This is a genomic window from Nocardioides sp. NPDC004968, assembly GCF_040608935.1.
In the GTDB taxonomy this organism is placed as follows: domain Bacteria; phylum Actinomycetota; class Actinomycetes; order Propionibacteriales; family Nocardioidaceae; genus Nocardioides.
This window is the reverse complement of the sequence record NZ_JBEXJF010000032.1, coordinates 15,309-27,879: the sequence shown is the minus strand read 5'-3', so window position 1 is coordinate 27,879 and position 12,571 is coordinate 15,309. Positions and strand designations below refer to the sequence as shown.

The following is a 12,571-nucleotide window of genomic DNA, read 5'->3' as shown; positions in this document are numbered from 1 at the left end:
CCCCAACTGTTCGTCAAAACCCAAGCCGAGTCGGCGCGTTCTAACGCGCCGACTCGGCTGGATTTGTGGTCAGCTTGCGCCGACTCGGCGGGTTACTTGACCTCGGACTTGAGGACCAGGCGGAGGCCGACGATCGTAGGGATGATCAGCCAGATCAGGCTGGCGACCCCCAGCTGTGCCCACATCTTGGCGGTCGTCTCGGAGTAGAGGTTCATGGTCGCCCAGTTGAGGTCGAACCAGTTGGCGTGCTCGGCCCACCAGGTGTTGGTCGACGCCAGGGCCGAAGAGACGGTCGGGAGGACGAGGGAGTAGACGAAGTAGGCGACGATGGCTGCCGGGGAGCTGCGGAAGACCATGCCGAGCATGAAGCCCATGAACATCCCGATCTCCTGGACCAGGGTGACCCGGGCGAGCTCGCCGAAGGAGAGGTTCCAGACCGGGTCGAGGTCCATGATGGTGGCGGCGCCGAGGTAGCCGAGCGCGCCGACGACCGCCGCGACCGCGATCGAGACGACGCCGACCATGGCGGTGACCAGTGCCTTCGCGGCGATGACCCGACCTCGCCCGGGCACCAGGGTGAACGTGGTCAGAGCGCTGCGGGCGCTCCACTCGCTGGTGACGGCGAGCACCGCGATCATCGGCAGGATCACCGAGATCGGGATGCCCCAGGCGGTAGCGAAGCTCTCGTAGTCGAGGTCGTCGGCGTTCACGAAGATGAGCATCGCGGCGGTCGCGGCCAGGGCGAGCACGACCAGGCTGGCCATCAGCCAGAACCCGGACCGGGTGTCGAACATCTTGCGCAGCTCGACGCCGGCGATACGGCCGAAGGGGATCGGGGCGGGCACGGCCCGCTCGCGGCGGCGTACCGCGGCGGGGTTGACCGGCTCCGGGGCGATGGTCGTGGTGGTCATGCTGCGTTCCCTTCCAGGGTTTCGAGATGGTCGCGCTGGGTCTCGGCGGTGAGCTGGAGGAACATCTCCTCCAGGCCGGCGCCGTCGGCGGCGCGGAGCTCGGTCAGCACGAGCCCGGTGTCGAAGGCGATCTGGCCGACGGTGGTGAGGTCGGCGTCGGTTAGGACGGCTCCCTCGGTGGTGAGCTCGGCGGTGTGGCCGGCCCGCTGGAGGGCTCGGCCGAGTGAGGTGGGATCACTGGAACGGGCGTACGTCTCGCCGCTGGTGAGCAGCTCCTGCTTGGTGCCCTGCGCCACGATGCGGCCGTTGCCGATGACCACGATGTCGTCGGCGATCACCTCGATCTCGTGCAGCAGGTGCGAGGAGAGCAGCACGGTGCCGCCGTCGTCGGCGAAGCCACGCAGCAGGTCACGCATCCAGCGGATGCCGGCCGGGTCGAGGCCGTTGGCCGGCTCGTCGAGGATCAGCACCTCGGGGTCGCCGATCAGGGCCGTCGCGATGCCGAGCCGCTGCCGCATCCCGAGGGAGTAGTTGCGTACGCGACGACCGGCCTCCTCCTCGGTCAGGCTCACCCGGTCGAGGGTCTCGGCGACGCTGGACTTCGGCAGCCCCATGGTGCGGGCGGCCAGGGTCAGGATCTCGCGGCCGGTGCGGCCGCCGTGCTGGGCGGAGGCGTCCAGCAGCACCCCGACCTCGCGACCGGGGTTGGGCAGCTGGGAGAAGTGGCGGCCCAGGAGGTGGGCGCTGCCGGAGGACGGATCGGTGAGTCCGACCAGGATGCGCATGGTCGTGGACTTACCGGCGCCGTTGGGGCCGAGGAAGCCGGTCACCCGGCCGGGCTCGGCGGTGAAGGTCACGTTGTCGACGGCCGTGAACCTGCCGTACCTCTTGGAGAGGGCATCGATCTGGATCATGCTCCGAGCCTGGTGCCAGGCGGCCCTCGGGCGCCTCGGGCAGATCCCTGGCGGGTGCCTGGACCTTCCCCTGATCTCCCCTGAGACCGTCTCGGGGTAGATCAGTCCGCTGTGGAATGTTTCGTACCGGACGAAACGTTCTCAGAGCATGCGTATTGATGTCTGGTCCGACGTTGTCTGTCCCTGGTGCTACATCGGCAAGCGCCACCTCGAGGAAGCCCTGGAGCGCTTCGAGCACAGCGACGACGTCGAGATCGTCTACCACTCCTTCGAGCTCGACCCCAGCGCGCCGCAGGTGCCCGTCGAGACCACGGTCGAGGCCCTGGCGAAGAAGTTCGGCGCCTCGGTCGACCAGGCCCGCGAGATGATGAAGCAGGCCAACGTGCCCGCCGCCGCGGCCGGGCTCGAGTTCCGTCACGAGGACACCCCGCACGCGCGCACCATCGACGCCCACCGGCTGCTCCACCTGGCCAAGGCCGAGGGCAAGCAGGCCGTGCTCAAGGAGGAGCTGCTCGCGGCGTACTTCACCCGCGGTGAGTCGATGGGCGACCACGCCGTCCTGAAGCAGGCCGCGGTGAACGTCGGCCTCGACGCCGGCCGGGTGGACGAGGTCCTCGCGAGCGACGAGTTCGCCGGCGACGTGCAGGCCGATATCGACCAGGCCCGCGCCTACGGCGCGACCGGGGTGCCGTTCTACGTCGTCGAGGGGAAGTACGGCGTCTCCGGCGCCCAGCCGACCGACCTGTTCAGCCAGCTCCTGAAGAAGGTGCACGCCGAGACCAAGCCGGCGCTCACGCTCGTCGGCGAGGGCGACGCCTGCGGTCCCGACGGCTGCGCGATCTGAGCCGCCGGGCCGGAACGGCCTAGCGCTTGGTGGCGAGCAGGACGCTGGTGTCGGCGGCGACCATGACCTCGACGGTGGTGAAGCGCTCGTCGGTGAGCCAGGACTCGCGCAGGCTGTCGACGCGGCCGTAGACGATCGGCGGCCACAGGTCGGTTGGGATGAGGTCGTCGATGACGACGATGCCGCCCTCCTCGACGAGGTCGGAGAGCTGGTCGGGGGAGACCCCGCCGGGGGTCTCGGCGTCGAGGAAGAGCAGCGCGAACGGGCCACGGTCGCGCAGGATGCCCCAGTCGGCTGCGATCACCTCGACCTGCGAGTCGTCGGCGAAGATCTCGGCGGCCTCCTTTGCTAGGTGCTCGTCGAGCTCGGCGGAGACGATGTGGGCGGCCTCCCCGCGTACCCCGCTTCGCAGCCACGCGGTGCCGACACCGCAGCCGGTGCCGAACTCGGCCATGGTGCCGCTCCGGGTGGCCGCCAGAGTCGCCAGCAGCCGCCCGGTCTCGTTGCGGCAGAACGACACATAGCCCGCGCGACGGGAGACGTCGAAGGCGCGGGTCACGATGTCCGGAAGCTCTGGGGGTGCACTCACAGGGCCAGTCTTCCCGATATCGCGTGTCAGCGCGCGCACGGGTGTCTCGGATGGCGGACCATTCGTCCAGATCTGCTCTCTGGAAGCGTCTGCCGGGTTAACGTCAGAACACCATGCGGAGCATTTTTCTCGTACTCGAGTGCCGCGACGGGGCCCGGCGGTAACGACCGCAGGAGAAGCCACCTCGTCGCGGTGGCTTCCGTCTTCCAAAGACCCCGGCTTCTCTCCCACACCCTCTGTTTCCCCGATGTGTGAAGGAAAGAAGCCATGTACGCGATGTACCCCGAGAGCCCTGCCGAATACAACAAGGGCCGCGAGTGGGGCCCGGCGAGCCACGACCCCGACAACCCGCACAGCGTCGAGAACACCATCGCCGCGGTGCAGCAGGCGCTCGACCTGCGGGACAACGGCGGCCAGCTGCCCGACGACAACTAGTCTCGCCGTATGTCTACGACCAACCTCGCAGTGATCCCCGGCGACGGCATCGGACCGGAGGTGACCGCCGAGGCGCTGAAGGTGCTCGAGATCGCCTCTCCGGTGAAGTTCGAGCAGACCCGCTACGACCTCGGCGCCGAGCGCTATCTCGCCACCGGTGAGGTGCTCCCCGAGTCCGTTCTCGCCGAGATCAAGGAGCAGGACGCCATCCTGCTCGGCGCGATCGGCGGCAAGCCGAACGACCCGAACCTGCCTCCCGGAATCCTGGAGCGCGGGCTCCTGCTCAAGCTCCGTTTCGAGCTGGACCACTACGTCAACCTGCGTCCGTCGCGACTCTTCCCGGGGGCGATCTCCCCGCTGTCGCCGGCCGTGCTCGACAAGGGCGAGATCGACTTCGTCGTGGTGCGCGAGGGCACCGAGGGGCTCTATGTCGGCAACGGTGGCGCGATGCGGGTCGGAACCCCGCACGAGGTCGCCACCGAGACCTCGATCAACACCGCCTACGGCGTGGAGCGGGTCGTACGCGACGCCTTCGCCCGTGCCCAGGCCCGCCCGCGCAAGAAGCTGACCCTGGTCCACAAGACCAACGTGCTCGTCAATGCCGGCTCGCTGTGGTGGCGGATCACCCAGCAGGTCGCCGAGGAGTTCCCCGACGTCACCGTGGACTACCTCCACATCGACGCGGTGATGATCTTCCTCGCCACCGACCCGGCCCGCTTCGACGTGATCGTCACCGACAACATCTTCGGCGACATCATCACCGACCTCGCCGCCGCCATCACCGGCGGCATCGGCCTGGCCGCCTCCGGCAACATCAACTCCTCCCGGGAGTTCCCCTCGATGTTCGAGCCGGTCCACGGCTCCGCCCCCGACATCGCCGGCCAGCAGAAGGCGGACCCCACCGCGGCCATCCTGTCCGGGGCCCTTCTGCTCGAGCACCTCGGTCACCCCGAGGCTGCCGCCGCCATCGACGCCGCCGTGCTCGCCGACCTCTCCGAGCGCGGTTCCGAGCCACGTACGACCTCCGAGGTCGGCGACGCGATCGCCGCCCGCGTAGCCAGCTAGACGCTCATCCCCGAAGGGGCCGGGCGCAGACGAATCTGCGCCCGGCCCCTTCGTCCGTCCGCATCACTTACCCCTGCCGCAATGGCACAGCACTCGTAGAACAGGACTAATCTCATGGTCATGGAGATCAGCACCACATTGTCGACCCAACCGGCCACCGACAAGCAGCTCGCGGAGGTCCTGGCGAACCCAGGCTTCGGCAACCATTTCACCGATCACATGCTCACCGTCGAGTGGACGCCCGAACAGGGCTGGCACAACGGTCGCATCGAGGCGTACGCACCGCTCAGCCTGGACCCGTCGGCAGCCGTGCTGCACTACGCCCAGGAGATCTTCGAGGGGATGAAGGCCTACCGGCACGCGGACGGCTCGATCTGGTCGTTCCGGCCTGAGGCCAACGCCGCCCGGATGGCCCGCTCGAGCGAGCGGCTCGCGCTGCCCGTCCTCGAGATCGAGGACTTCGTGCAGACCGTCTTCGACCTGGTCAAGGTCGACCAGCGCTGGGTGCCCGAGGCCTCGGAGAGCGATGAGAAGAGCCTCTACCTGCGGCCCTTCATGTTCGCCTCGGAGTCGTTCCTCGGCGTGCGCCCGGCCCAGCACGTGACCTACATGGTCATCGCCTCGCCCGCCGGCTCCTACTTCAAGGGCGGCGTGAAGCCGGTCCGGATCTGGCTCACCGAGGACTACACCCGCGCCGGCCGCGGCGGCATGGGCGCGGCCAAGACCGGCGGCAACTACGCCTCCTCCCTGGTCGCCCAGGCCGAGGCCTCGGCCAAGGGCTGCGACCAGGTGGTCTTCCTGGACGCGCAGGAGGGCAAGTACGTCGAGGAGCTCGGCGGCATGAACCTCTACTTCGTCCACGCCGACGGCCGGATCGTCACCCCCGAGACCGGCACGATCCTCGAGGGGATCACCCGCGCCTCCATCATCGAGCTCGCGGGCAAGCTCGGCTACACCGTCGAGGAGCGCAAGTTCGCCATCGACGAGTGGAAGGCCGGCGTCGAGTCCGGCGAGATCACCGAGGTCTTCGCCTGCGGCACCGCAGCCGTCGTCACCCCCGTCGGTGAGCTCGTCCACGAGGGCGGCTCCATCGCCTCCGCCGGTGAGGGCGAGGTCTGGAAGACCATCCGCAAGCAGCTCGTCGACATCCAGTTCGGCCGGGCCGAGGACACCTTCGGCTGGATGCGCAAGATCGTCTAGCCCAGACGACCGGAGCGAGGCCGAGCGGCGAGCTTGCTCGTCCGCTCGCGCCGAGCGAGGGAGTACCCGCGCGAAGCGCGGAAAGGTCACGTACGCAGGTCGAGGCGTCACTCCCGCGAATCGACATGGCAGATCGGTGCCATGTCGGCCGACGCGAGTGACGTCTCGGCCGACGTACCCGACGCCTGGGCGGGGTGTCGGCTGCGGCCGATAAGGTTTGTCTCGTGACGACAGCCCCTCGCCGTCTCCCGGCGACCCAACGGGACACCGTTGGTGACTACGACCTGCTCTCCCTGCTGGGACAGGGCGGGATGGGACGGGTCCATCTGGCCAGCCACCGCACGAGCGGTGAGCGGGTGGCGCTGAAGGTGCTGCGTACCCAGTTCGTGGGGGACGAGGAGGGCCGCCATCGGCTCGCGCGCGAGGTCTCCTCGCTGCAGCGGGTGCGGAGCAGATGGGTGGCCGGCGTGGTCGGCGCCGACCCGTGGGGTGAGGTGCCGTGGCTGGCGACCCGCTACGTCCCGGGGCCGACGCTGCACGACAAGATCGTCAACGAGGGCGTGCTCTCGCGCGAGGAGGTCGAGCAGCTGGCCAGCGATCTGGCCGAGGGCATCGCCGACTGCCACGCCGTCGGCGTCCTCCACCGCGACATCAAGCCGGCCAACATCATCATGGAGGGGCGTACGCCCATCCTGATCGACTTCGGGCTCGCCCGCGTGGCCGACGACCCGAAGATCACCGTGACCGGCCTGCTGATCGGCACGCCCGGCTACCTGCCGCCCGAGATCGCGGTCGGCGACCCGGCCACCCCGGCCTCGGACGTGCACTCGTGGGCCTCCGTGGTGGCGTACGCAGCGACCGGCCGGCCGCCCTTCGGCGAGGGCAACTCGATGAAGCTGATGGACCGCGCCCGGCGCGGTGAGCACGACCTCGAGGGGGTGCCGCAGCCGCTGCGCGGGCTGCTCGGCCAGGCGCTCTCACCCGACCCCACGGACCGGCCGACGCTGGACGAGGTGCGCGAGTGGCTGCGTACGCCGCGCCGGCCGTTCGTGCACAGGCCGGTCGAGCAGCTCTCGCTGAGCGACCGGGCCGAGCGCGAGAAGGCCACCACCCCGGCCGCGCCGTTCACCCCTCTTCGTCAGCGCAAGCCGCGCCAGGACAGCGGCCTGGAGAAGCTGCGCCGCGGGGCCGTCTGGCTCGGCCTGCTCGCCTTCGCCGTTGGCGTGATCGCCGCCTTCCCGAGCGTCGGCTTCTGGGCCGTGCTCGGCGCGGCGTGGCTGATCCGCGCCGCCACGCTGGCCGCCGGCGATCTGCGCCGGTGGCGGTGGTATCGCGGTCGCAAGTGGCACGACGCGCCCCGGCTGCTGATCGGCGCTCCCTGGCGGCTGGTCCGTTCGCTCCCGAAGACGTTCGTCGTCGGGGTGTGGGGCTTCGGGTTCGTGGTGGCGGCGGTGCTGCTCGGTTTCGCCCTGCAGCTCTCCCTCGAGGCGGCGCTGGGCTTCGCCGGCCTGGCGTTCGTCGGAGCGCTGTGGACCGGCTCCGGACGCGACCGGCTGCGGGACCCGGTGACCAAGACGGTCCACCGGATCTCGGCGCGATGGGTGCCGTGGATCCTCGGGTTCGCCGTCGTCGTCACCCTGGCGCTGTTCCCGATCCAGACCCTCGCCGAGGAGGGCTCGCAGTTCTCCGGCGGCGACGAGCCGTGGTGGGTCGAGCTCCTCGGCTGGTGAGACGCCCGTCCCACGGAGAAAGATTTCGTGGCAGTATCAGGGCCATGACGACGTACGTCATCATCATTCGCTAGCGCGTCGAGCCTTGCCCGACGCGCCACCCTCTCGTTCCCGAGAGGGTTTTTTGTTGCCCAGCCCAGCCCAGCCCAGCCCGAGGACCCGAGGACACAGAGCCATGGAATTCCACGTCTACGACACCACCCTGCGCGACGGTGCGCAGCAGGAGGGCCTGAACCTCAGCGTCGCCGACAAGCTCGCGATCGCCCGGCACCTCGACGGCCTGGGCGTCGGGTTCATCGAGGGCGGCTGGCCCGGTGCGAACCCGAAGGACACCGAGTTCTTCAAGCGGGCCGTCTCCGAGCTCGACCTCAAGCACGCGCGGCTGGCGGCGTTCGGGTCGACGCGCCGGGCCGGCGTGCGGGCTGCTGACGACCCCCAGGTCGCCGCGCTCCGCGACTCCGGCGCGTCGGTCGTCACCCTCGTCGCCAAGTCCCACGACCGCCATGTCGAGCTCGCGCTGCGCACCACGCTCGAGGAGAACCTCGCGATGATCCGCGACACGGTCTCCCACCTGCGCGAGGAGGGCCAGCAAGTCTTCCTCGACGCCGAGCACTTCTTCGACGGCTACCGGGCCAACCGCGACTACGCGCTGGAGGTCCTGAAGACGGCCTACGAGGCGGGTGCCGAGGTGGTCGCGCTGTGCGACACCAACGGCGGGATGCTGCCGGGCTGGGTGGCCGACGTCGTCCACGACGTCCGCAGCGCCACCCAGGGGGCGGTCGGCATCCACTGTCACAACGACACCGGGTGCGCGGTCGCCAACTCGCTGGCCGCCGTCGACGCCGGCGCGATGCACGTCCAGGGCTGCATCAACGGCTACGGGGAGCGTACGGGCAACGCCGACCTCGTCTCCGTGGTCGCCAACCTGCAGCTGAAGCTGGGCCGCGAGGTGCTGCCGACGGGCCTGCTGGGCGAGGCGACCCGCGTCGCGCACGCGGTGGCCGAGGTGACCAACGTGCCGCCCGCGGGCCGGCAGCCCTACGTGGGTGCCTCCGCCTTCACCCACAAGGCCGGGCTGCACGCCTCCGCGATCAAGGTGGACCCCAACCTCTACCAGCACATGGACCCGGCCGGCGTCGGCAACGACATGCGGCTGCTGGTCTCGGACATGGCCGGGCGGGCCTCGATCGAGCTGAAGGGGCGCGAGCTCGGCTACGACCTCTCCGACGACCGTGACCTGGTGACCCGGGTGACCGAGCGGGTCAAGGAGGCCGAGCAGCGTGGCTACACCTTCGAGGCGGCCGACGCCTCCTTCGAGCTGCTCCTGATCGAGGAGGTCGAAGGTGCCCGTCCGTCCTTCTTCGACGTCGAGTCCTGGCGGGTCATCTCCGAGGCCCGCGGTGGCGGCCCGGAGACCAGCTCGACCACCGAGGCGATCGTGAAGATCCACGCCGACGGCGTACGTCACGTCGAGACAGGCGAGGGAAACGGCCCGGTCAACGCGCTCGACCAGGCGCTGCGGGCCGCGATCACGCGTGCCTTCCCGGTGGTCGCCGACTTCGACCTGATCGACTTCAAGGTGCGGCTCTTCGACCAGGGACACGGCACCGATGCCAGGACGCGGGTGCTGATCGAGACCTCCGACGGCTCGACGTCGTGGACGACGGTGGGGGTCGGGTCGAACGTGATCGAGGCGTCGTGGGAAGCCCTGGTCGACGGGCTCACCTTCGGGCTGCGCCGGCATGTGGGCGAGACCACACCCCCGGGGGCCGCTGTCACGGAATGATTCCCCGGGACGCGGGCGTTCAACACTTAAACATTGAACTTTCTGCGTCCTACGAGGAGAACCCGTGACCGACACCCGTATCGCCGTACTCGTTGGCAGCCTGCGCGCCGACTCCATCAACCGCAAGCTCGCCGAGAAGCTGGTCGCCGAGGCGCCTGATGGTGTCGTCCTGGAGATCGTCGACGGTCTGGCGGACGTGCCGTTCTTCAACGAGGACCTCGAGGCCGACCCGGGCGAGGCCGTGAGCCAGCTCCGCAAGGTGATCGACCAGGCCGACCGCGTGCTCATCGTGACCCCGGAGTACAACGGCACGATGCCCGCCGTGATCAACAACGCGATCGACTGGCTCTCGCGCCCCTACGCCGCCGGCGTGCTCAAGGGCAAGATCCTCTCGGTCGTCGGCGTCGCCCCGACCCCCTACGGTGCCAAGTGGTCCCACGCCGACGCCGCTCGCTCGGCCGGCATCGGCGGCGCCATCGTCGTCGAGGACGCCATCGTCTCCCAGCCGGTCCACGAGATCGACGTCTTCACCGACGCCGAGGCCCAGGCCCGCTTCCACGAGGCCGTCGCGAAGCTTGCGGGCTTCGAGTCCGCCGCCGCCTGAGTCTCCGCCCAGGCTGCACACGAAGGGCAGGTCTCTGCGGGGGAGAGACCTGCCCTTCGTGATTTATCGCGTGCGCTGCGGGCGATTGGGCCGTACGTTGCGGGCATGAGTGGACCCGTGAAGCAACTCCGTCTGGTGGTCGAGGCCAAGGACTACGAGCAGGCGGTGGCCTTCTACCGCGACACCCTCGGCCTCCCGGAGCAGGCCGCGTTCTCCGGGCCGGGTGAGGCTCATGTGACGATCCTCGACGCCGGCCAGGCCACGCTCGAGCTCGCCAACTCCGCCCAGCACGCCTACATCGACGAGGTCGAGGTCGGGCAGCCGGCGGCCGGCCACGTCCGGGTGGCGTTCGAGGTCGAGGACTCCGCGACCGTCGCCTCCCGGCTTGTCGACGGCGGCGCCACCCTCGTCGCGCCACCCACCCGCACCCCGTGGGAGTCGCTCAACGCCCGTCTCGACGGGCCGGCGGGTCTGCATCTGAGTGTCTTCCAGGAGCTCGCCGAGCCCGCCCTGGCGCCGGACTACCCGGTCACCACCGAGCGGTTGGCGCTGCGCCCGATCGACGTCGAGCGCGACCTCGACGACCTGCACGCCTATCTCTCGCTCGAGGATGTCTGCCGCTACATCCCGCCGGTGCCGCGTGACCGCGAGCAGCTGCGAAAGGCGTACGCATCCGAGAGGCGTCTCTCCGTCCTGCGCCGCGAGGGTGAGGTGCTCTGCCTCGCCGTCGAGCACGAGGGCCGGCTGATCGGCGACGTGGTGCTCTTCTGGCATAGCAAGGAGCAGCGGTCGGGGGAGATCGGCTACGCCTTCAACCCCGAGTTCAGTGGCCGCGGCTTCGCCACCGAGACCGCGCGGGCGCTGCTGGGCCTGGCGTTCGACGGCCTCGGCCTGCACCGGGTGACCGCCAGGGTCGACGAGCGCAACACCGCCTCGGCGCGGGTGATCGAGCGGCTCGGGATGCGGAAGGAAGCGGTCGAGCGCGAGGCGGAGTGGTTCAAGGGCGAGTGGACGACACTGGTGCACTACGCGATGCTCGAGGACGAGTGGCGCTCTGGCCACTAGTCTGCAGGGGTGGCCGAGCTTCATGATCTGACCGCCCTGGAACAGGGAGAGCTGCTGCATCGATGCGAGGTCTCCCCGGGAGAGCTCGCCGAGCACTACCTCGACAGGATCGCCAGGCTCGACGACGTCGGCGCCTTCGTCACCGTGGCCGAGGAGCGGATCTCGACCTGCGCTCGTGAGCTCGTGGTCAAGCCGGTCGGTGCCTCACCGCTGTGGGGCGTACCCACCGCGATCAAGGACCTCAACCTCACCCGCGGGTTGCGTACGACCTTCGGGTCGGCTGCCTTCGCCGACTTCGTACCCGACATCTCCGACAACGTCACCCTGTCCATCGAGGCGGCCGGGATGATCTCGCTCGGGAAGACCAACACCCCCGAGTTCGGCTCGCCCTGCTACACCGAGCCGGACGTGGCACCGCCCGCCGTCACCCCCTGGGACCGTACGCGGATCGCCGGTGGTTCCTCCGGAGGTGCTGCCGCGGCGGTCGCCGCCGGGCTGGTGCCGGTCGCGCAGGGCTCCGACGGCGGCGGCTCGATCCGGATCCCGGCCTCGTGCTGCGGGCTGGTCGGGCTGAAACCGACCCGCGGGCGGATCTCCCCGTCGCCGATGTACGGCGACGCGGCTGGGCTCGCCACCGCCGGTCCGATCGCGCGCTCGGTGCGGGACGCGGCGGCCTTCCTCGACGTGCTCGCGGGGCGGCGTACGGGTGATCCCTTCTGGGCTCCCGAGGAGCCGCTTCCGTTCCTGGACGCGTGCGAGCGGCCTCCGGGCCGGCTGCGCATCGCCCGGTTCATCGAGCCGCTGATCGCCCCGACCTCGGTCGACCCCGAGTGCGTCGCCGCCTGGGAGAACGCCTCGTCGCTGCTGGAGTCGCTGGGCCACGAGATCATCGACATCCCGCGGCCGCTGCCGGTCGAGGCGGTCGCGGTCTTCGAGACGGTCTGGGCGGTCGGCACCGCGATGGCGGTCGTGAACCTCGCCCCCGACCAGCGATCCCAGATCCGGCCCCTGACCCGCTGGCTCACCGAGCGGGGAGAGGCGTACAGCGGCCCGGAGTTCGGGCTGGCGATCGCCGAGCTGCGCCGGTACGCCGCCGTGGCGCTGGAGGCGCTGGCGCCCTACGACGCAGTGCTCACCCCGACCCTGGCCACGCCGCCGCCCCTGGTCGGCGCGATCCGTGACGACGCCGACCCCGCCGCCGACTTCCAGGCGCAGAAGGAGTTCACCCCCTGGACCTCCGCCTGGAACGTCACCGGCATGCCCGCCATCTCCCTACCCCTCCACTGGACCCCCGACGGCCTCCCGGTCGGCGTCATGCTCGCCGCCCGCCCCGCCGAGGAGCCCCTCCTGCTCTCCCTCGCGGCCCAGATCGAAGCCGCCGCTCCCTGGGCCGACCGGCTCCCTCCCGGCTGGTAGTCGCCGAGGCGT

12 protein-coding genes are annotated in these 12,571 nt (G+C 70.0%); 9 read left to right on the top strand and 3 right to left on the bottom strand.

The features are described from left to right. Positions 1–92: 92 nt before the first annotated feature. Positions 93–911, bottom strand: coding sequence for an ABC transporter permease (locus ABZU72_RS22525; RefSeq protein WP_355021030.1), 819 nt, complete (start codon positions 909–911; stop codon positions 93–95). Further along, a complete protein-coding gene (locus ABZU72_RS22520) occupies positions 908–1,825 on the bottom strand; it encodes an ATP-binding cassette domain-containing protein (RefSeq protein ID WP_355021029.1) in 918 nt (305 codons plus the stop codon). The genes ABZU72_RS22525 and ABZU72_RS22520 overlap by 4 nt, the downstream gene beginning before the upstream one ends. Positions 1,826–1,973: 148 nt before the next feature. Between ABZU72_RS22520 and ABZU72_RS22515 the strand changes: the two genes are divergently transcribed. After that, a complete protein-coding gene (locus tag ABZU72_RS22515; protein WP_355021028.1) occupies positions 1,974–2,669 on the top strand; it encodes a DsbA family oxidoreductase in 696 nt (231 codons plus the stop codon). A gap of 19 nt (positions 2,670–2,688) precedes the next feature. Here the strand turns inward: ABZU72_RS22515 and ABZU72_RS22510 are convergent, their stop codons facing one another. Continuing rightward, positions 2,689–3,258: a class I SAM-dependent methyltransferase gene (locus tag ABZU72_RS22510; protein ID WP_355021027.1), complete on the bottom strand. Its 570-nt coding sequence runs from the start codon at positions 3,256–3,258 to the stop codon at positions 2,689–2,691. Between the two features lie 267 nt (positions 3,259–3,525). On the opposite strand from ABZU72_RS22510, the gene ABZU72_RS22505 reads away from it, so the two are divergent. From ABZU72_RS22505 to ABZU72_RS22470, 8 genes are all read left to right on the top strand, one after another. Next, a complete protein-coding gene (locus ABZU72_RS22505) occupies positions 3,526–3,693 on the top strand; it encodes a hypothetical protein (RefSeq protein ID WP_355021026.1) in 168 nt (55 codons plus the stop codon). A gap of 9 nt (positions 3,694–3,702) precedes the next feature. Continuing rightward, a complete protein-coding gene (locus ABZU72_RS22500) occupies positions 3,703–4,758 on the top strand; it encodes a 3-isopropylmalate dehydrogenase (RefSeq protein ID WP_355021025.1) in 1,056 nt (351 codons plus the stop codon). 114 nt (positions 4,759–4,872) lie between these two features. Beyond that, entirely contained in the window at positions 4,873–5,958 is a 1,086-nt protein-coding gene (locus ABZU72_RS22495; RefSeq protein ID WP_355021024.1) for a branched-chain amino acid aminotransferase, read from the top strand. Between the two features lie 224 nt (positions 5,959–6,182). Beyond that, positions 6,183–7,688 (top strand): serine/threonine-protein kinase, encoded by a 1,506-nt coding sequence (locus tag ABZU72_RS22490; RefSeq protein ID WP_355021023.1) that lies wholly within the window; start codon positions 6,183–6,185, stop codon positions 7,686–7,688. Positions 7,689–7,863: 175 nt separating this feature from the next. After that, positions 7,864–9,474: a citramalate synthase gene (cimA, locus tag ABZU72_RS22485; RefSeq protein WP_355021022.1), complete on the top strand. Its 1,611-nt coding sequence runs from the start codon at positions 7,864–7,866 to the stop codon at positions 9,472–9,474. 64 nt (positions 9,475–9,538) lie between these two features. Next, positions 9,539–10,078, top strand: coding sequence for an NAD(P)H-dependent oxidoreductase (locus ABZU72_RS22480; protein WP_355021021.1), 540 nt, complete (start codon positions 9,539–9,541; stop codon positions 10,076–10,078). Between the two features lie 105 nt (positions 10,079–10,183). Further along, positions 10,184–11,143, top strand: a complete 960-nt coding sequence (locus ABZU72_RS22475; protein ID WP_355021020.1) for a GNAT family N-acetyltransferase — start codon at positions 10,184–10,186, stop codon at positions 11,141–11,143. Positions 11,144–11,152: 9 nt separating this feature from the next. Then, on the top strand, positions 11,153–12,559 hold the full coding sequence (locus tag ABZU72_RS22470) for an amidase (protein ID WP_355021019.1): 1,407 nt from the start codon (positions 11,153–11,155) through the stop codon (positions 12,557–12,559). The last annotated feature ends 12 nt before the right edge of the window (positions 12,560–12,571 follow it).

Coding starts and splice junctions, on each gene's coding strand:
- ABZU72_RS22525 (WP_355021030.1), bottom strand. CDS start 911: ATGACCACCACGACCATCGCCCCGGAGCCGGTCAACCCCGCCGCGGTA.
- ABZU72_RS22520 (WP_355021029.1), bottom strand. CDS start 1,825: ATGATCCAGATCGATGCCCTCTCCAAGAGGTACGGCAGGTTCACGGCC.
- ABZU72_RS22515 (WP_355021028.1), top strand. CDS start 1,974: ATGCGTATTGATGTCTGGTCCGACGTTGTCTGTCCCTGGTGCTACATC.
- ABZU72_RS22505 (WP_355021026.1), top strand. CDS start 3,526: ATGTACGCGATGTACCCCGAGAGCCCTGCCGAATACAACAAGGGCCGC.
- ABZU72_RS22500 (WP_355021025.1), top strand. CDS start 3,703: ATGTCTACGACCAACCTCGCAGTGATCCCCGGCGACGGCATCGGACCG.
- ABZU72_RS22495 (WP_355021024.1), top strand. CDS start 4,873: ATGGTCATGGAGATCAGCACCACATTGTCGACCCAACCGGCCACCGAC.
- cimA (WP_355021022.1), top strand. CDS start 7,864: ATGGAATTCCACGTCTACGACACCACCCTGCGCGACGGTGCGCAGCAG.
- ABZU72_RS22475 (WP_355021020.1), top strand. CDS start 10,184: ATGAGTGGACCCGTGAAGCAACTCCGTCTGGTGGTCGAGGCCAAGGAC.